The sequence below is a fragment of the Neorhizobium sp. 05N33 genome, assembly GCF_056397445.1.
Genome location: NZ_JBFTNK010000006.1, coordinates 284,060 through 301,603, shown reverse-complemented (window position 1 = coordinate 301,603; position 17,544 = coordinate 284,060). Strand labels below are relative to the sequence as shown.

31 protein-coding genes are annotated in these 17,544 nt (G+C 56.7%); 25 read left to right on the top strand and 6 right to left on the bottom strand.

Annotated elements, in window-relative coordinates:
• Positions 1–25: 25 nt before the first annotated feature.
• The 6 genes from AC1DLT_RS18195 to AC1DLT_RS18170 form a co-directional block, all read right to left on the bottom strand.
• The gene (locus AC1DLT_RS18195) at positions 26–484 is read right to left on the bottom strand and encodes a hypothetical protein (protein ID WP_477487663.1); all 459 of its coding nucleotides are present in this window, start codon (positions 482–484) and stop codon (positions 26–28) included.
• A gap of 1 nt (position 485) precedes the next feature.
• Positions 486–752, bottom strand: coding sequence for a hypothetical protein (locus AC1DLT_RS18190; RefSeq protein WP_477487662.1), 267 nt, complete (start codon positions 750–752; stop codon positions 486–488).
• A 31-nt stretch (positions 753–783) separates the two neighbouring features.
• Complete coding sequence (locus AC1DLT_RS18185; protein ID WP_477487661.1) at positions 784–948, bottom strand: hypothetical protein; 165 nt, start codon at positions 946–948, stop codon at positions 784–786.
• Positions 949–984: 36 nt separating this feature from the next.
• Positions 985–1,329, bottom strand: a complete 345-nt coding sequence (locus tag AC1DLT_RS18180; RefSeq protein ID WP_477487660.1) for a hypothetical protein — start codon at positions 1,327–1,329, stop codon at positions 985–987.
• Between the two features lie 59 nt (positions 1,330–1,388).
• Complete coding sequence (locus tag AC1DLT_RS18175; protein ID WP_477487659.1) at positions 1,389–2,066, bottom strand: hypothetical protein; 678 nt, start codon at positions 2,064–2,066, stop codon at positions 1,389–1,391.
• A 716-nt stretch (positions 2,067–2,782) separates the two neighbouring features.
• Positions 2,783–3,292, bottom strand: a complete 510-nt coding sequence (locus AC1DLT_RS18170) for a hypothetical protein (protein WP_477487658.1) — start codon at positions 3,290–3,292, stop codon at positions 2,783–2,785.
• Between the two features lie 78 nt (positions 3,293–3,370).
• On the opposite strand from AC1DLT_RS18170, the gene AC1DLT_RS18165 reads away from it, so the two are divergent.
• The 25 genes from AC1DLT_RS18165 (at position 3,371) to AC1DLT_RS18045 (ending at position 17,525) form a co-directional block, all read left to right on the top strand.
• Positions 3,371–3,616, top strand: a complete 246-nt coding sequence (locus AC1DLT_RS18165; protein WP_477487657.1) for a YdaS family helix-turn-helix protein — start codon at positions 3,371–3,373, stop codon at positions 3,614–3,616.
• Positions 3,613–4,698 (top strand): hypothetical protein, encoded by a 1,086-nt coding sequence (locus tag AC1DLT_RS18160; RefSeq protein WP_477487656.1) that lies wholly within the window; start codon positions 3,613–3,615, stop codon positions 4,696–4,698. Before AC1DLT_RS18165 ends, AC1DLT_RS18160 begins: the two co-directional genes overlap by 4 nt.
• Positions 4,695–4,949, top strand: coding sequence for a Lar family restriction alleviation protein (locus tag AC1DLT_RS18155; RefSeq protein ID WP_477487655.1), 255 nt, complete (start codon positions 4,695–4,697; stop codon positions 4,947–4,949). Before AC1DLT_RS18160 ends, AC1DLT_RS18155 begins: the two co-directional genes overlap by 4 nt.
• Positions 4,950–5,178: 229 nt before the next feature.
• A complete protein-coding gene (locus AC1DLT_RS18150; RefSeq protein ID WP_477487654.1) occupies positions 5,179–5,421 on the top strand; it encodes a hypothetical protein in 243 nt (80 codons plus the stop codon).
• On the top strand, positions 5,414–5,728 hold the full coding sequence (locus tag AC1DLT_RS18145) for a hypothetical protein (RefSeq protein WP_477487653.1): 315 nt from the start codon (positions 5,414–5,416) through the stop codon (positions 5,726–5,728). Before AC1DLT_RS18150 ends, AC1DLT_RS18145 begins: the two co-directional genes overlap by 8 nt.
• Before the next feature lie 3 nt (positions 5,729–5,731).
• A complete protein-coding gene (locus AC1DLT_RS18140) occupies positions 5,732–5,989 on the top strand; it encodes a hypothetical protein (RefSeq protein WP_477487652.1) in 258 nt (85 codons plus the stop codon).
• Positions 5,986–6,231, top strand: coding sequence for a hypothetical protein (locus AC1DLT_RS18135; RefSeq protein WP_477487651.1), 246 nt, complete (start codon positions 5,986–5,988; stop codon positions 6,229–6,231). Before AC1DLT_RS18140 ends, AC1DLT_RS18135 begins: the two co-directional genes overlap by 4 nt.
• A 4-nt stretch (positions 6,232–6,235) precedes the next feature.
• Positions 6,236–6,424: a hypothetical protein gene (locus AC1DLT_RS18130; RefSeq protein ID WP_477487650.1), complete on the top strand. Its 189-nt coding sequence runs from the start codon at positions 6,236–6,238 to the stop codon at positions 6,422–6,424.
• 371 nt (positions 6,425–6,795) lie between these two features.
• Positions 6,796–7,179 (top strand): hypothetical protein, encoded by a 384-nt coding sequence (locus AC1DLT_RS18125; RefSeq protein ID WP_477487649.1) that lies wholly within the window; start codon positions 6,796–6,798, stop codon positions 7,177–7,179.
• Positions 7,180–7,184: 5 nt separating this feature from the next.
• Positions 7,185–7,433 carry a hypothetical protein gene (locus AC1DLT_RS18120; RefSeq protein ID WP_477487648.1) on the top strand — a complete coding sequence of 83 codons (249 nt, stop codon included), beginning with the start codon at positions 7,185–7,187 and terminating at the stop codon, positions 7,431–7,433.
• Positions 7,430–7,660, top strand: a complete 231-nt coding sequence (locus AC1DLT_RS18115) for an Acb2/Tad1 domain-containing protein (protein WP_477487647.1) — start codon at positions 7,430–7,432, stop codon at positions 7,658–7,660. The genes AC1DLT_RS18120 and AC1DLT_RS18115 overlap by 4 nt, the downstream gene beginning before the upstream one ends.
• A gap of 25 nt (positions 7,661–7,685) precedes the next feature.
• A complete protein-coding gene (locus AC1DLT_RS18110) occupies positions 7,686–7,910 on the top strand; it encodes a hypothetical protein (protein WP_477487646.1) in 225 nt (74 codons plus the stop codon).
• Positions 7,907–8,383 carry a hypothetical protein gene (locus AC1DLT_RS18105; RefSeq protein WP_477487645.1) on the top strand — a complete coding sequence of 159 codons (477 nt, stop codon included), beginning with the start codon at positions 7,907–7,909 and terminating at the stop codon, positions 8,381–8,383. Before AC1DLT_RS18110 ends, AC1DLT_RS18105 begins: the two co-directional genes overlap by 4 nt.
• Before the next feature lie 54 nt (positions 8,384–8,437).
• Positions 8,438–9,235, top strand: coding sequence for a hypothetical protein (locus AC1DLT_RS18100; protein WP_477487644.1), 798 nt, complete (start codon positions 8,438–8,440; stop codon positions 9,233–9,235).
• On the top strand, positions 9,232–9,495 hold the full coding sequence (locus AC1DLT_RS18095; RefSeq protein ID WP_477487643.1) for a hypothetical protein: 264 nt from the start codon (positions 9,232–9,234) through the stop codon (positions 9,493–9,495). The genes AC1DLT_RS18100 and AC1DLT_RS18095 overlap by 4 nt, the downstream gene beginning before the upstream one ends.
• A complete protein-coding gene (locus tag AC1DLT_RS18090; RefSeq protein WP_477487642.1) occupies positions 9,492–9,860 on the top strand; it encodes a RusA family crossover junction endodeoxyribonuclease in 369 nt (122 codons plus the stop codon). Before AC1DLT_RS18095 ends, AC1DLT_RS18090 begins: the two co-directional genes overlap by 4 nt.
• A complete protein-coding gene (locus tag AC1DLT_RS18085) occupies positions 9,857–10,201 on the top strand; it encodes a hypothetical protein (RefSeq protein WP_477487641.1) in 345 nt (114 codons plus the stop codon). The genes AC1DLT_RS18090 and AC1DLT_RS18085 overlap by 4 nt, the downstream gene beginning before the upstream one ends.
• A 7-nt stretch (positions 10,202–10,208) precedes the next feature.
• Complete coding sequence (locus AC1DLT_RS18080) at positions 10,209–10,523, top strand: hypothetical protein (protein WP_477487640.1); 315 nt, start codon at positions 10,209–10,211, stop codon at positions 10,521–10,523.
• The gene (locus AC1DLT_RS18075; protein WP_477487639.1) at positions 10,520–10,750 is read left to right on the top strand and encodes a helix-turn-helix transcriptional regulator; all 231 of its coding nucleotides are present in this window, start codon (positions 10,520–10,522) and stop codon (positions 10,748–10,750) included. Before AC1DLT_RS18080 ends, AC1DLT_RS18075 begins: the two co-directional genes overlap by 4 nt.
• Entirely contained in the window at positions 10,747–11,124 is a 378-nt protein-coding gene (locus AC1DLT_RS18070) for a hypothetical protein (protein ID WP_477487638.1), read from the top strand. Before AC1DLT_RS18075 ends, AC1DLT_RS18070 begins: the two co-directional genes overlap by 4 nt.
• A gap of 213 nt (positions 11,125–11,337) precedes the next feature.
• Positions 11,338–11,892 (top strand): hypothetical protein, encoded by a 555-nt coding sequence (locus tag AC1DLT_RS18065; RefSeq protein ID WP_477487637.1) that lies wholly within the window; start codon positions 11,338–11,340, stop codon positions 11,890–11,892.
• A gap of 903 nt (positions 11,893–12,795) precedes the next feature.
• The gene (locus AC1DLT_RS18060; RefSeq protein WP_477487636.1) at positions 12,796–13,056 is read left to right on the top strand and encodes a hypothetical protein; all 261 of its coding nucleotides are present in this window, start codon (positions 12,796–12,798) and stop codon (positions 13,054–13,056) included.
• The gene (locus tag AC1DLT_RS18055; RefSeq protein ID WP_477487635.1) at positions 13,049–14,590 is read left to right on the top strand and encodes a terminase large subunit; all 1,542 of its coding nucleotides are present in this window, start codon (positions 13,049–13,051) and stop codon (positions 14,588–14,590) included. Before AC1DLT_RS18060 ends, AC1DLT_RS18055 begins: the two co-directional genes overlap by 8 nt.
• A gap of 2 nt (positions 14,591–14,592) precedes the next feature.
• On the top strand, positions 14,593–16,599 hold the full coding sequence (locus tag AC1DLT_RS18050) for a portal protein (protein WP_477487634.1): 2,007 nt from the start codon (positions 14,593–14,595) through the stop codon (positions 16,597–16,599).
• A gap of 56 nt (positions 16,600–16,655) precedes the next feature.
• The gene (locus AC1DLT_RS18045) at positions 16,656–17,525 is read left to right on the top strand and encodes a hypothetical protein (protein WP_477487633.1); all 870 of its coding nucleotides are present in this window, start codon (positions 16,656–16,658) and stop codon (positions 17,523–17,525) included.
• The last annotated feature ends 19 nt before the right edge of the window (positions 17,526–17,544 follow it).

The following is a 17,544-nucleotide window of genomic DNA, read 5'->3' as shown; positions in this document are numbered from 1 at the left end:
TGAGCGCAGGGGGACAGAGCGAAGTTCAAAGGATAGCTCCCTTGACCGCGCGGCCCGCATCGATGTAGGCCATCAGCCTACGCTCATGGGTGGCGCTGTAGACGTTATCCGGGCCTTCGATCGGCCGAGACATATCGAGGTCTTCTTTCCACGCCGACCAAGCCATGCTATCCTTCACGTAGTCAGGGAAGCCGGCTTCGAGGTCCGTCGCATCGATATGCTGATCAACCTCAAGCTCGTTCGCCTTGTGAGCGCGTCGAAGCCAAGCCTGGGCGAACACCTCGGTAACGTCGGTGGACTTCAGGGTCTTGTTGTTGAGGACCAGAATGCGCGGGCAGTGATCTCCCGGCTCGTCCAGCAGCATATCGAGGGTGTATGTCTCGCCAAGGTTCGTGCTGTCGCTGATGTAGATTTTCCCCGACCGCGTCGTGTTGTAGATCAGGAGCATTTCTTCGTCGCTGATGAGATACTTGCTGTCTGCCATTTCAGCCTCCTGCCTTCCGAGCTGCGATCATTGCGTCTGCGATGAGATACGAGCACTTCGCCCAAGCCTCGATGCGAACCATGTCATCGCTACCGAGATGGTCCCACGAACGAAGCGGGATGCTGCCGATCGCCTGACCAGCGAACCAGTCGCGAAGGGTCATGCCTGGGTTCCACGGCTCTCGGTCATTGGTGCCGCCATGCTGAGGTTCGAACAGGCCGCCGGCAAAAGCAGGACCGCCATCATCGATTTTCTTGCTGTCTGCCATTTTGGTTTCCTTACTAGGGTAGGGAGGGGGTCTAGACTGCGTATCGATCAATGATCTGCTGCGTATCGAAACCCTTCGCTTCGAGTTCCTTCTTCATGCGCATGACATTGTTCGCTGCGTAGACGCACGTCTGGTGCTCAGCCGAATGGCGAACCGTGTTCTCGAACTTGATGACTTGAGTTGCCGTTGCTTTCATTTCCGTACCCTCATGTTCCGCGTCGGCCCTGTGCCGTTACCGCTGGGTTTGATCTTGGATGGTTAGGGTGGTAGCCTTGGCGATGGTCTCGCGGGCGTAATGTTCGGCTTGCTGGCGAACGGTCGATCCCATGCAGCCGCAGTCGCGGCCATCACAGCAAAGGCGACTATCTGGCTCAGAGTAAGCCTGAAGAAGCTCCTGAAGGGCCTCAAGAAGATCTGGAGCATCTTCGTCTTCGTTTGCCACATCATCCATCATCGATGATGCCGCCGACATCTTGTCGATCATCGATTTGTCGAAGCGGAGAGCCATCCCAATGGCCGCGTTCAAAGCGGACTGGATCTGCTCGAACTGCTGGTCGTTGAATTTGTAGATGCTCATCTTCTTCCCTCTATCTGAGACTAGGTTGTCTCTGTGGTGTGGAATTGCTTTGGAGTGGGTTAGGCGGCGATATTCGTGCTGATCGCATCCAGAACGGCGTCACGAATTTCCTGAAATGCTGCCGACYSTGCTGCCGACCGTGCTGCCGACTCTGCTGCCGACCGTGCTGCCGACTSTGCTGCCGACYSTGCTGCCGACCRTGCTGCCGACYMTGCTGCCGACCRTGCTGCCGACTCTGCTGCCGACCGTGCTGCCGACCGTGCTGCCGACCGTGCTGCCTCATTCAGAGGCTCGCCGCGCAATGCCGCTTCGTGAAGATCAATCACGCTCTGCACTGCAGCCTGCGCCGTTCCTGCAGTCCGGTACGAGAGGCGAAGAATGCCGAGGTGGACGCGATGAAGCGTTTCCTGCCAATCGATCGAGCCGCTACGGGCCGCGATGACTTCCGCAAGCTGCACATGCCACTTGGCGCTTTCGCCGTTGGGCAAGCCCTCGAAGATCGTATCCTGAAGTAGTGCCAGCCATTCCGGGTAGCCGTAGTATTCGGCGACGATCTTGTGCTTGTTGTTGAGATTGCCGATTTCTTCGGCATCCAGATCGGGCTTGATGTGGTGCAGATGGCAACCAACGGAGCACCCGCGGAAATTGCCATCATCATCGCCATAAGTGCCCTTCAGCAGCATATCTGCCGCGAAGTGAGCCTTGGCCTGCTCCAGAAGTTCGATATGCTTTTCCATCTCGTTCGTCCTCATGTGTGCTTTTCTCTGAGGATGAGAGTGGCAGAAAATGCCACCATGCGCAATAGCCTCGACGAAAGAAAGTGGCAACAAATGCAACTTTCTTATTGGAGAACGGGAATCAGGGGTGTAGAACAAGAAAACCCCAGCCGTTGCGGGCCGGGGTTTTGAAATGCGTTTGGAAGGTTGAAGACAGTGGCAACCGCGACGTTTAACGTAACGTTATTGTATTACCATTGGGCGCAGACAAAGTACACCCCCACTCCGAAAGACCGAAGGGGCGTCTGCCGTGGCTCTACCAGGAGCGACGAAAAAGTGCGGTCAAGATTTGGTGCTGGCAATCAACCAAGTCGGAAGGGGTGACGGGCGGCTCCGGCGGTCAAGATCACTACCTGCATAGGGGCTAACCTGACTTAATCGTCGGGCTTAGTCCTCCTATGTTCGGAGTTCAGGGCTCACCATCAGTCATGAACCTTAGAGAAGATAGTTTGATAATAACACACTGTCTTAAAACGTACGAAACACTCAAGTTTGGAACTTTTAACTACTCAGTTCAATTTCTCGCGATTGATATTTTACGCCTTGCTAATTTTTAGGCCGATCTTAAGATTTAGCCCAAAAGGCGGAGGAAACGATGGGATGCGCGCAGAAAAATCACATAGACGAATACATAGATCAGATGACTCACGAGGAAATCGGCGCTTTTCGCACTGTTGTCAGTTGCCTTGAGTGCCCCGCTTGCGACTCCTGCCTGACCTCGCGGCGCTTGTTTCAGCTATCTCTCTGGCAACTTGCTGATGCTTCTCGGATAGAGAGGCAACTCGCTCAGAGATGCCAGATCCGCCGCTCGCTACGCGAGGAAACGCAGTTTCCAGTACCGTTCGAATCTTCTGAAGCTCATCTAAAGAGCGTTCCTTGAAGAACTCGGAGATCCAGTCCATTTCTGGCGGCCGGAGCAGCGCTCCAGGATCGTCATCGAAGCCGAGGGCCGCGGCAATCCTCTTCTGCATTGCAGGCTGAGGAAGCTGGCCCTTTAGCCAGCGATAAACCTGGCTCTTGTCGATCTCCGGGTATTCGCTCGACCTGTCAGGGTCGTTCAGCAGCTCCAAAAGCTCGACAGGCGATATGTCTTTCTCCTCCATCCACTCTGCGATGAAGTGACGCCTAATCGGCTGTTTATTCTGATGTATCCGAGTTTCTTTTGCCATGGTGGCAGATTTTACCATTCCATTTATTTTCGCTCGCCTGCAGAAAATGCCACCATGCCTATTTACTTAAGTGGCAGAAAATGCCACTAGTGGTGAATGAGCAAGCAAACGGCTTTCCAAAACTTCAGGAAGAACAGCGGCAGGACCCTCGACGGGGTTGCCGAACTTTTCAAAGTCGATCGCACCACGATCTTGCGATGGGAGAAGGGCGAGCCGCCTGTCCCCATCAAGCGTCTGGCTGAGATCGAAAAGCTGACCGGGATCTCGAAAGAAGATCTTCGGCCGGACGTTTTTGGAAGGCCTACGGCTTCGAAAGCCAGACAGACGGAGTCGGCACAGTGAGTAACCCTGCCGGCATGTTCCACGCCCTTAAAAGCCGCATCGCGGAAAAGCGAGCTACCGATCTCCGGGGATCTCAACCCAAAGAAAAAGGCGGCGCGCCCGAAGACGCCCGCCAAGGTGTTGATATGTTGAACATAGCAGAAGAACTGAAAGTTTCCAAGCAGCGCCGCGCCAATCTGGCGGATATTCCCGCTCCAGCTTCTCGGCTTCCTCTCAGTGGCCCAACGGCATCGTCCATCGTTTCGATGACGCCCGAGAGGGCAGCCAAACTCAGAGCCGACGCCCATTTCCCTCGGCAGCGTCCGATCAAGAGCGGCAACGTTGACCGCCTCGTGGAAGAAATGAAGGCGCGCCGGTTCATTCCGGGCATCCAGATTTACATCTGCGTCCTGCCTGATGGCACGGAATATGTCGTCAACGGCAACCACACCCTCGAAGCGATCATCAAGGGGTGCTTTGCGCAAGTGGTGACAGTCACCCGTCATCCAGTGGAAGACATTGAGGAAGCGGCTGCGATCTATTCGGTTTTCGATCTCCAGAGCCGAAGATCTGCCGGGGACTCCATCCGAGCTTACGGCTTTACCGCCATACCGAATTCCAAGGCGGTCTATGCGGCCATGCCGATCATCAGCACGAACTTTATCATCGGCCATACTGGTATCCGGTCACGACCTGAAATCCTTGAACAAATGAGGGAATACGAAACCGAGGCCGTTCTGTTCGACAACGCAACGAAGCGTAATACGGACGGCGGCTCCTTGACGAAGAGGGCGGGCATCGTAGCGGTGGCGCTGGAAACGTTCCGGTATGATCCAGAATCCGCATCTGTGTTCTGGTCAAATGTCTGCGCCCTTGATGAAGATTTGAAGCCGGGGATGCCGGAGCGGGCTCTCCTGCGATGGATGCGCGCCAACAAGACCTCCGGCAAGCTCGGCCAACTTGAGAACTCTCGCGCGGCTGCTTGCGCCTGGAATGACTACGTGCAGGGCAAGTCTGTCTCCTTCGTCCAGCCGAATAGGATGAGGTCGTTTTTCCTCCTGAACACGCCAAGGGCCAATGGTTCCGTAGGTGCGGAGCAATGAGCGATCCCCGCGCGCCTGAGACGTGGAACGAGATCCAGGTCCCTGGAAGCAACGTTGGGGCTCATCTGCTGCCATGTCCGTTCTGTGGTTCCGATAATCTTTACACGCGGTTTCGGGGGAATTCGGCTTCAATAAACTGCTTCGGGTGCGGCCTCGATGTCCTTCCATACAAGGACGGAATTGACGTTGTCGCAGCTTGGAACACTCGTCCGACCCCTTCCAAACCCAAGCATGTAGAGGAACACAGATGAGCATGGAGTGGGTCCGAAAGAACTACGGCGTCCCAGCAAAGCGCGGGGCTCGTGTTGAGTATGCTGGCGACAACGGTTCGGGCCCACGATTGGGAACGATCCTTCGGTCTGCTGGCCCCAGGCTGCGGATAAGGCTGGACGGCGACGATTGGGCCGGTTGCTACCACCCTACATGGGCTCTTCGCTATCTGCATGCCCCTTCCAAAGCAAAGCAAGCAGAGGAGACCATATGAGCGAACTCCTCCCGTGCCCTTTCAGCGGCCATGACGCCAGCGAAGACAACGCAATCCAAGAGGCCGGCGTGTACCTCGCCGAGTTCAAGAGCGTGATCGGCAAGCGAGCATACCACGTCAAGTGCGTGTGCGGCGTTACTGGTGCCGCGGATCTCGATCCCATCAAGGCAATGTCCTTCTGGAACACCAGACTTTCTCCATTTCCCCCCCAAGAACACAGGAAAGCAAACGATGCCTGAGGGGAAGAGCGACGATCTGATGGAAGCAGCGATCCGGGCTGTAGATGCGGCCCGCGAGGATCTGCTGCTGGCGAAGGCTTCGGACAACAAGGCCCTCCTGCGCCGTGTTGCGATCAGCATGGTTCACGGTGCCCTCCTTGCTGAACGCCAGCGCTGCGCCAATGTGGCCGAAGCCGAGTACGAAAAGCGTTTCGATAACCGAGATGGATATCCGGCCTCCCGTGTCCACGACTTCATCGTCGTAGCCCGGGCTATCCAAAGGGGAATTCTGGAACCAGCCCCACCATCCTCCACAGAGGAGCGCTGAACCATGACTAACGACCAGGAAGAGCCTCTGTTCATCTGCGAATCCTGCGGAAAGAACATCATGGACGGAGACCCCTACCATAGGGGTGTTGATGTCGAGCTTTGCACTGAATGTGCTCCCTCATGGGCCGAGATGATCGCCAACCCGTGGGATTTCAAAACGACGGACGGCGGTGCGGTGAATTTCAAGGACATCCTACGGGACTACAATCTGCATCTCGCCCGCGGCGGAAAGCCAGAAGACAAGATGGTGAGGCCATGACTAACGAGAGACACGAGAAGGCGCTCGAATCTGCCGAGTGGATCGAGCATGACGGCCAAGGCATGCCGGTGACCGCCAATACGCTCGTGCAAGTGAAATTCTCTGATGGCTCTGGCGCGGACATGGAACCAATGCCGGCAGGCGTCTGGGATGCTGGACAGAGCAACTGGAAGTATCTCCGAGAGATCGCTCCAATCGTCGCCTATCGGCTCGCCCCCAACCACTTCACCAACGGAGAGTAACACCATGACCTCCTCCATCAGCTTCATGACCAGAATGCTTTCGAAGTTCCGTAAGCCTGAACCGGCTCCCAAGCAGGACTATTCCTGGATGAACAACGACCAGATGGCTGAATGGGAAGCGCTTCGGGCGCTGGAGCGCGATCTGTTCGCTGCCGACCCGGACAGCAAGACGATATTCCACCATCCAGTTTGATCGCCGGGCCTCCTCCTCCCACCCAGAGCGATCAAGTGAGGTGATGCGGCGGGAACACGATCAGCCCCCTATGACTGGTCCTGTCGCATCACCAACAATTTCGGGAGATTGAAGTTCCCGACGAGTTTAACGGCGACGGAACCGATGTGGAAAACATCCTCATCAAGTTCCGTCGCATCTCCCCCGAGGCCATAGGCGGCGGCGTTGTGGGCGGGGAATGAAATTACGTTATCGGCCCAGGCGGACCGCAGAGACGACGGGGAATCAATCCCTGCAAGGACGGAAACTCCGTCGTCTCGATTTTCATGAGTGCTGTGCATTGAAAGCACCTCCGTTGAACGAGGTAATTCATCGCACAGGAGTTTTCGTAAATGTCGGAATATCGACCGGAGAAATCAGAAATGTCGACTGTCGAGTTTTGCAGCAGAGCTTTGAAGGATGAGGTGGCGCCCCGCAATATCGGGAGTGTCCAGACCCGTATTCGCTCTGCAGCCCGTGACCTTGGGTGGTCCTACAGCCGAACCAAGAGCGTTTGGTACGCCGACGAACGGGTTTCCATCAAGCCAAAAGAGCTGTTTCGCGTCGAAGCGATCAGCGGACTGACCTACGCACGAGAGGAGATGCGGAAACATGACAGCGCAATTGAACGGGCCACAGCTCTCCTTGGCAGCGAGGGTCCGCATATCATTAGCGAGATCGTTGCTGCGGTTGTCGCGCGACTTGGCCTATCGCATCGCACCGGAAATCAAGGATGAGAGCAATGAAGCAGATCCAAAGCGTCCTCCACCCGGTCCATAACAGCGTAATTCGCCGCGGCAGGATAAGTCCGAACCGGATGGACAGGATCACGATCCCAGACGAGATGCGCGAGGCGCTAACCCGCATCACCATCAGCATTTTCACCGATATGTCTAACGCCAACCAGAGCTTTCAAGACGCTCTGCTGGCGATCTACCTCAGCGGCCTCCAGCACGGTCAGGCCATAACCTCAGAAGGATTAGCATCATGACGAACACTGTAGATTCCGCCTCCGACGCCCGCACCGTCAACAACACCGTGCGCCATCAGTACCGCGTCCTGTCCGACGCCGAAAAAGCGCAGATGGTCAAGATCAAGGATGCCGGCCAAGCGCTGATCGACATCATCAACGAGACCGGCAAGAGCCGCGAACTTTCGCTGGCACTCACGAACGCCGAACAGTCTGTCATGTGGGCGGTCAAGCACGTCACGGCCTAACCCCACAGGACAAGGAACCAAGACAATGACCGATAAGCAACCAACGATGGTAAACATCAAGAACGTCGTCGAAGGCATGGGACGGATAACCGAAGTGCTGCCCGATGATCCAGAGGATGCGCTGGCGGCTCTGACATTCTGCCTTGTCGATGTGGCCGTGAAATCCGGAGTACCGGTCGAGGAGGTTCGCAAAAACATCGACACTGCGATTAGAGCACGGACAGAGGCAGCACGAAAGGCGTTCTCATGACCGATAAGCAAGAGCAAGACACAGCGGGCTCTGCACATTTGATGGAGATCGATGCCGACAAGATCGCTAAGGCGATCGTTCTCGCGGCATGCGAATTGGACGAGATGCCTTCCCCAGATGACGCCGACACGCTGTTGATCACGGTTCAAGATCTTGAAGCAGTCGCGCACCGACACATCACCGCTGCGATCGAGCGCGCCGCTCTTGCGGTGGCATCCCGGCCGCAGTTTCTGCCCACTGAAGACGGCGAGTTCAACGGGAATGATCAGCCAGATGCGTGGCTGCCAATGCAGACCGCCCCGCGAGACGGCACTGTCATTCTCCTCAGCGGAGGAGCTTACGGTGGATATCCATTCTCCGGGAAATGGGAGCAAGGCCCATTCGCCAATACTGATAGGCCTTGGCTGAACGTGATCACGGACAGCCGGCTGTACGAACACGTGCCGAAAAAGTGGATGGCGATCCCTGTCTGAACTCCACCACTTCCTAAGCCCACCCCTCAAACAGCATATCAACGAGGCATGAGGATGACAGTATCAGAGACCAGCGGAAAAATGGAACCACGTGTCGTCTGCAGGTTCTCTTGTGGCGCTGCGTCTGCAGTCGCTACGAAATTAGCGCTTCGGAAATACGATCCCGACCGCGTCGTCATCACGTACAGCAACCCGGGGAGCGAGCATCCTGACAACGCCCGGTTCCTGGCCGATTGCCAACGCTGGTTCAACCACGAGATCATCACTCTTAAGTCAGAGAAATACGCTGACACGTGGGAGGTATGGGAAGGTGAGAGTTTTATCACCTCCCGTCAGGGAGCGCCGTGCACTGGAGAGATGAAGCGGGCGCCGACCTACGCTTTCTCAAAGCCTGACGATATACTCGTGTTTGGCTATACCGCAGAGGAAACAGCCAGGGCGAAGAGTTTCAGGGCGCAAAATTTCGAGATCACTCTTGAAACGCCTCTCATAGACGCTGGCCTCGGTAAGGCCGACTGCTTAGCGATGATCGAAAGAGCAGGAATTGTCCTGCCGGTCATGTATCAGCTCGGATACCGAAATAACAACTGCATCGGCTGCCCTAAGGGCGGCATGGGGTATTGGAACAAGATCCGCGTCGATTTCCCGGATGTGTTCGAGCGGATGGCTGCCTTGCAACGTAAGCTAGGCCCAGGCTCCGGGTTCTTTCGCGAGAAAGACGGGACGCGCATCACCCTTGATGATCTCGCGCCAGATCGAGGCAACCATCAAACCGAGGCGAACATCGAATGTTCATTGCTCTGCCACGCGGCAGAGTCCTCGATCGCTGATGAAGCATGCGAGGCAGCATGACCCTCTCCACCACAGAGACAGCCAAGATGAACGCGCTTGAGATGCTCCGCATGGGTAATGACTACATCCAGATCGCCGCCTATTTCAAAAGCTCTGAGGCTGAGGTGGAAAAACTTATCCACCTGCTTAGGAGCAGAGAGCGCATAGCTTTGCAGAAGGCTGACTGGCAGGATAAGCGCAAAGAAGAGCGCAAGGTTTACATGCGCGAATACATGCGGCGCCAGCGTGCTGAAAATCGGCAGGCGAGGGCTGCCAGATGACCACGGCGCAATTCTTCCTCCCATGGCCTTCAAGAGTTCTTTCTCCCAACGCCAGAGTTCATTGGTCATCTCTGGCGAGAGCAAAGAAGTCCGCGAAGAATGTTGCCTATTATACGGCGCTCGAAGTTGGCCTCGGCAAGATTGAGGCCGAAGCGCTGTCGGTCAAATACACTTTCTACCCTCCGAGCCGTCGGCAATTCGACCTCGACAACTTGCTTTCCAGCATGAAGGCGTCGGGCGACGGAATCGCGATGGCGGTGGGCATCGACGACAGCAAATGGAAGATCGCCATCGAAAAGGCAGGCCCGATCGAAAAGGCCGGGATGGTGAAGATTGAACTGGAATGGAACGAGGAAGCGGCATGACGAAAGAGCAATTGGATCAATTCGAATCCTTCTGGCGCGCATATCCCCGCCGCATCGGCAAAGGGGCGGCCAGATCGAAGTTCGAGCGCGCGCTGAAGCTTGCAAGCTTCGAAGACATCATGGCCGGCATAGAGCGCCAGCTCGCCTATTACGCCAGCCGAGAGCAGCAGTTCATTCCCCACCCCGCCACATGGCTCCATCAGGAGCGCTGGAGCGACGAGCCCCAGCCGGTTGCAAACAACAATCACCGGAGGACGATCCGCGATGCCGCAAGAGACCTTGAAGCCAGTTTCGATTATCGCGGCGATGCTCTCGGGTTTCCCAGCATCGGCCGGCACTGACGTTGATATGCAGATCCGCGCCTATCTTGTCGCCGTCGATGGGATAGAGCCCGACGCGGTCAAGAACGCCGCCAAGGCCTTCATTCAAGGCAAGGTGAAGCGGGAAGACAATCGTTTCGCTCCTTCCTGTGCGGAGTTTGCCGATCGATGTAGGGACGAGGCCAACATGATCGCAGCGCAGCGCCGGCCGAAGATACAGCCGCCGCCACCAAAGCCGAAAGGGCCGCCAGTAGCGCCGGAGAAGATGAAGCTCCTGACGCTGGCAATCAAGGGCGACGAGCAGGCACAGCAGAAGCTTAGAGACATCGGAGTTTGGAAATGATCGCAGCGCAGAAAATCCAGCAGGATTTCGAATGCCCGTTCAACGATCGGGAGATCGAAGTCATCAAATGGGCAGCGGAAGGAAAGACGGCCGGTGAAACGGGGCTCATCATGGGTATCTCGCAAGACATCGTGCGGACCGTCACCCAGCGCGCCGGCTACAAGATCAACGCCTACAACAAGGTTAATCTCGTGGCGCAGTCGCTTCGGAACGGGTGGATCGCATGACCATTCCAGACCTTATCGAGAGATTAGAGAAGGCGACAGGCCCGGATCGGGAACTGGACGAGATGATTTCGGCCACGCTGTTTTCTGAGCATGAATTTATGCAGTTGAAAGATGCCCCTGAAGGTGTCGGCTGCATGATGTACCGATGGCCGGATGGTCAGCAGGTGTCTGTATTGCGAGCCACTTCATCGATTGATGCGGCGGTGAAGCTCTGTGAACTGAAGCTGCCTGAACATACGTGGGGGATCAACCCGACAGCCGCAAATGTCTACGATGGGGACCCCCATCAGGGCTTCGCAGTCTATCACAAGACCGCCCCGATCGCCCTCTGCATAGCCATTCTACGCGCTCTACAGGCCAAGGAAGGAGAGTGAGATGAAGATCCTTCAGAGAGGGCATAAGCCCGAAAACCGGGTCTACGACTTCAAGTGCTATTATTGCAGCACAACATTCGAAGCTGAAAGACACGAGTGCAGTTTTTCCGAGGACCAGCGGGACGGGTCTTTCCTCACCTACGCATGCCCAGTCTGCGAACGACCATGCACCGTAGCTACAGCTAATCATCGGCGATAACCAGCGAGGACACCATGGCGGCGGCAAAACCCAAACGACCGAAGAAGATTGTGACGACCTGGCAGTCAAAGGAAAGGCTGGAGAGCGTCTATGTCGACAATCCCTATTATTCCAAGGCCCATGACGGTGAGGGCGCCAACCCGATCAAGATCAAGGCGAGCCTCAATATCAGGGAAAGCGCGATCGTCACTCTTGCAGCTCGGAAGCATATCGACGAATCCCAACTGGCAGCCGCCAATAAATTCCGGTCCCTGTGGGAATCCATGGGCGGCGCTGGGGCCGGGTCATTCGATTACAGCCGAGAGCACGTTGATGGAGGCGGGGCCCGTGAGCCGTTGACGGAACGGCAGATCCGCGCAGGCCTTGAACTGAAGCGCGCTCAAGAGGCCCTCGGCAATCGAGCTTACGATATCATGAGCAAGGTCGCCGGCCAAGGATACGCCATCCAGGAGCTTGCCAAGACCCATCGGGAGCGCACGACGCTTACAGATTATCTAAAGGATGGGCTTGATGAGCTTGCCCGCAATTGGGGCTACGCAAACGGTGGGAATAAACGGAAGAGCGCTTGACGCCTATTGCCCCGTTACAACGAACAGGCTATAGATTAGCTATAGTGGTGATTTGCGCAAGGCGCACAGTAGTTTGGAATGTTGCTTGCCAACAAAGCCCCTGGGCACAATAGGCAAGATCGCGGATATCGCCATTCCAAAGCCAATCGGGAAGACGACAGTTATCTGTATCGACGATAGGTGGCATTCGCATAGAACGATGGGACTGCGCCCATCGCGTCAGCCACCTTCCCGAGCCAAACAAAGCCGCATAAGCGGTAGATATCGGGGCTTGGAATATGCCGGTTCGATTCCGGCCCGGTGCTTCGGCGCCGGTAGCTTATAGTGGTGAAGAGCGCCAAGCAGCAGAGAGGCCAGAACTAGCGCAGTTTCTAGAGCTTCGTTGTGTTCAACTCTTCCCCGAGCCCATTCACAGGTAAAACGCCCACATCGGCAGCGAAGACTTGTTGATCCAGAGACGGGAATATCTGCAGTAATAGCGGATCCAGCAAGATCAACGCATTCGGATTTGATCCAGTTTTGACGCACCACAGCCGAAAGGCGCAGATCATGAACACATTCGTGATGATGCTGCCTGATCCCAACTGGCGTTGCCGCATAGGTCGGATAAAGCTCAAGGCCGGCGCATATATGATATGCCCGGTTCCATGCGGTTCATTCTACTAACGGAACGGAAGTCCAAGGCTAGGCCCACCGAAACCAGGCCACCTCAGTGAAAACAAGGCTTCGCTCGTGGCAGAAGATGCCGCGCCGTCCGTTCCAGGCTTGACCAGCCTCCACATAGCGGCGTCAAGCGGGCAATTCGGTAGAATTTCATTCCAGCAAGTGTCAAAATCTGCGGGGTTGTATCCAGCCTCGTGGAATTGTTTTCCCAAACATGCACCAACCTGAGAGGGAGTGCAAATGGCAGCCCGTACAGCCACCCCAAGCCTTGAACAGCAAGAGCGCACCCGAGCGGCCATCAAGACCACCCAGCTCGTAAAGCGCTTGCAACTCTATGCGTTAGCCGAAAAGGATGAACAGGGAGTTGTTCCTGATCTCGACACCGGCAAACTGAAGGCGATCGAGATCCTTTTGCGGAAGACGCTGCCCGATCTGAGCGCCATCACGATGGATGGCAAGCTCACGCTCTCGCACGAAGACGCGCTGAACGCACTTGGATGATCAAGAGAAGGAAATCCGTCGCCGTTTGCGTGACGAGTTTCCGCACTACGCGCCGCGGTGTCTGAGGATCAGAACGAAGGCCGGCACAGTCGAGCCGTTCACGCTGAACAAGGCGCAGCAGTATCTTCACGATCGGCTTGAGCAGCAGCTTTCCGAGACTGGCAAAGTCAGGGCCCTAATCCTCAAGGGCAGGCAGCAGGGTATATCGACGTATGTCGGCGGCCGGTACTATCACAAGGCAACGCACAAGCGCGGCCGGCGGGTATTCATCCTCACCCATGAACAGGATGCGACCAACAATCTGTTCGGAATGGTCGAGCGCTACCACGATCATTGCCCGGAACTGGTGAAGCCAGCGACAGGCGCCGCCAATGCCAAGGAACTATCGTTCCCGAAGCTGGACAGCGGGTATGCAGTCGGCACGGCCGGAGCAAAGGCGGTAGGCCGATCGCAGACGGTTCAGTTCTTCCACGGTTCGGAAGTGGCTTTCTGGCCTAATGCGCCAACGCACTTCGCCGGTGTCGTCCAGGCCATCCCAGATCTTCCCGAGACGGAGATCATTCTCGAAAGCACGGCCAACGGGGTTGGCGGCGAGTTTCATGAGCGCTGGCAGCAGGCAGAAGCGGGGATAGGCGATTATATCGCGATCTTCATTCCCTGGTTCTGGCAGCCTGAATACAGCCGCGCGGTTCCAGTCGGATTTGCTCTCGACGAGGAAGAACAGGAATACCAGCGGTCCTATGGGCTCACGCTTGAGCAAATGGTCTGGCGTCGGGCGAAGATGGCGGAGTTGAAAGACCCGACGTTGTTCAAGCAGGAGTATCCAGCCACTGCCGCCGAAGCATTCCAGATGACCGGGCATGACAGCTTCATTCGCCCCGAGGCGGTTGTCAGGGCGCGCAAGGCAAACCTGGAAGGTATCGGCCCGCTTGTCTTGGGCGTGGATCCTTCTCGGTTCGGAGACGACAGGTTCTCGGTAGCGTGGCGCCGCGGTCGCAAGCTCCTCAAGAAGGAAAGCAAGCACAAGCTCGACAATGTGGCCGGTGCAAACTGGATCAAAACTATCATCGACTTCGATAAGCCGGACAGGGTGTTCATCGACGTTGGTGGTCAAGGTGCGGGCGTCTACGACATCCTCAAAAGCTGGGGCGCTCCGTATTCCGAGATAGTCGTCCCGATCGACTTCGGCGGCTCTCCTCAATCATCCGAGATCGTTCTACCGAACGGTGAAAGACGGCCAGGTCCTCGCAACAGGCGAGCAGAAATGTGGATGCGCTCCAGCGATTGGCTCGATGAGCCTGGTGGAGCTGACATCCCCGATGAGGATTCGCTGCAGACTGATGCATGCGGGCCTCAGTATCACTACGACACGAACCAATATCTCCTGATCGAATCCAAAGAGCAGATGCGCAAGCGCGGTGTCCGGTCCCCTGATGAATGGGACGCAGTGGCCCTGACGTTTGCGGAGCCCGTTGTTGAACGGAAGAAACGGTCAGACCCCCGTGCGGCAACGCAGTTCGGCTGGTTAGGATGACGATGGCTGACAAGACAGACAACGACGATCTCCTCCTTGAGGGCAGAGAGGCATTCGAAAAGTGCCAGGATGCCGAGCAGGACAATCGCCGTGAAGCCTTGGACGATATTCGGTTCTCCCGGCTTGGCGAGCAGTGGCCTGATGCGATCCTCAAGCAGCGCGAGATCACCAAGCGCCCGTGCCTGACGATCAACAAGATGCCGGCATTCATTCGCCAGGTCGTCAACGATGCGCGCCAGAACAAGCCGTCGATCAAGGTCCATCCGGTCGATAGCGGGGCGGACGTTCATACGGCAGACGTGATCAACGGGCTTATTCGCAACATCGAATATACGTCCAATGCTGATGTTGCATATGACACGGCAATCGAGGCGAGCGTGTCGGGTGGCTTCGGTTACTGGCGCATCGGCATGGATTACGCCTACGACGACACGTTCGAGATGGACCTGACCATCGAGCGCGTTGCCAACCAGTTCGCTGTCTATGGTGATCCGAACAGCATGGCGGCGGATTCGTCTGACTGGAACGTCGCGTTCGTCATCGATCGCGTGCTGAAGACGGAATACAAGTCCCGGTACAAGGACAAGAAGAACGCTGACGGCAATGACATGTGCGTCGATTTCGATAGCGATGCATGGACCAAGGCGGATAGCTGGGTTGACGATGATGCTGTCCTCATCGCCGAATGGTGGCGGCGCGAGGAAGTCGAGAAGGAGATCGTCAAGCTCTCGAACGGCATCGTCTACGAAACCGAGAAGCTGAAGACAGATCCGGGCCTGTCGGATATCGCACTCGGTCTCGAGACCGGCATGCTGCAGATCGTCGGCGAGCCCCGCACGACTAAGTCGCACAAGGTGACCCAGGTCATCATGACCGGCGCCGATGTGATCGAGATCAACGAATGGCCCGGGAAATATATCCCGATCGTTCCGGTTTACGGCGATGAGATCGTCATCGAGGGCAAGCGGTATTTCCGCAGCCTCATTCACAATGCCAAAGATGCGCAGCGCATGTTCAATTACTGGCGCACCACATCGACGGAACTGGTGGCGCTTGCCCCTCGGGTGCCGTTCATCGGCCGCAAGGGGACATTTGACAGCGATGCCGACCGTTGGGCAACGGCGAACACGGAAAGCCACTCCTATCTTGAGTTCGATGGAGAGATGCCGCAGCGCCAGCCGCTTGATGTCGGGCCTGCCGGCGGCGCGCTTCAGGAGGCTTTGAACGCTTCCGACGACATGAAGACCATCATTGGTCTCTATGACGCCTCCCTAGGTGCGAGATCGAACGAAACCAGCGGCAAGGCCATCATGGCCCGCCAGCGGGAAGGGGATGTTGCCACCTTCCACTTCATTGACAACCTGTCCCGCGCCATTCGCCATACCGGCCGTATCCTGATCGACCTCATTCCGAAGGTTTACACCGGAGAGCGTGTCGTTCGGGTGCTTGGCGAGGACGGTTCGCCGCGGTCTGTCACGATCAACTCTCAGGAGCCAAAGCCGGTCACCAAGGCAGACGGTCAGCCGGAAATGGACAAGACCGGGCAGGCCATCATGTCGCTGCATGATATCGCAGCCGGCAAATATGACCTGACCGTGACCTCGGGTCCGTCGTTTACGACCCGCCGCGAGGAAGCTGCAGCACAGATGACTGAACTGGTCAGGGCCTTCCCGCAGGCCGCTCCGTTTGTTGCCGACATCATGGCGAAGAACTTCGACTGGCCTGGCGCTGATGAGATCGCCAAGCGGTTCGAGGCCATGAACCCGATGAACCAGCAACAGCAGATTCCGCCGGAAGTGCAGAAGGCATTGCAGGAGATGCAGGCCGCGATTGCGCAGCTTCAGGGCGAGAACAAGGACCTGAAGGCCGGCAACAATATCAAGATGTTCGATGCGCAGACGAAGCGCATGGACGTCGAGGGCGACCAGAAGATGGATCAGATGCGTCTCGGTGTCGATCTGATCAAGGCGGCTGAAGAGCCCCAGCAGAATCCCGCGCGCCAAGGGTAAGCGGCGCAACCCCATTCACCAACCTGACAAAGGAGTGAACCTTCATGACTGAGGGTATGACGGCTATTGCCGGAGAACTGGCACCTACGCCAGCAATCGAAACGCAGGCGCCTGAGACAGTGCAGCCGGAACAGGTGGAAGTGCCTGAACTGGAGCAGGCCTCGGAGACTGAAGGAGAAGACGGCGCGGAAGGCGAACTGCCAGAAGCGCCGGAAATGGCCGAAATCGAGATCGACGGGAAGAAATATCAGATCCCGGCCGAACTCAAGGACGGCTATCTCAAGAGTGGCGACTACACCCGCAAGACGCAGGAAGTCGCGGAAATGCGCCGATCGGTCGAAGCGAAGATGGAGGAGGCTGCCCAGCACTTCCAGTCCTCGCAGGATTTCATCCAGGCAAATGCTCACCTGATGAATGTCGATCAGCAGCTCCAGCAATATCAGAACGTGGACTGGTCAAAGCTTGAGCAGGAAGATCCGATGGGGGCCATGTCCCATTGGCGTCAGTTCCAGACGTTGAAGGAACAGCGCGGTCAGGTCGCCCAATACCTCGACAAAACGCAGGCAGAGCGTAATGCGAAAGCGGAGCGAGATATCGCCAACCGGCTGCATGAAACGCGGGAGTTTGCGCAGAAAGATATTCCCGGGTGGTCCGAGGAAGTGGACAAGAAGATCGTCGGTTTTGCCCAGGGAGTCGGTTTCTCAATCGACCAACTCAAGGCTGCCATGACGCCTCAGGTCTACAAGATCCTACACCTGGCATGGCTTGGCGATCAATCCATGCAGAAACAGAAGGCGGCTCCAGCCCGTCCCCAAGCTCCCATCAAGCCACTGACGACCGTAACCCCGAAGGCATCGCCAGCGGGCCGGAAGAGCGTGACCGACATGAGCGTGGACGAGATGGCGGCTTATCTCAACAAGCGCTGATCTAGCGCAGCTCCCAAAG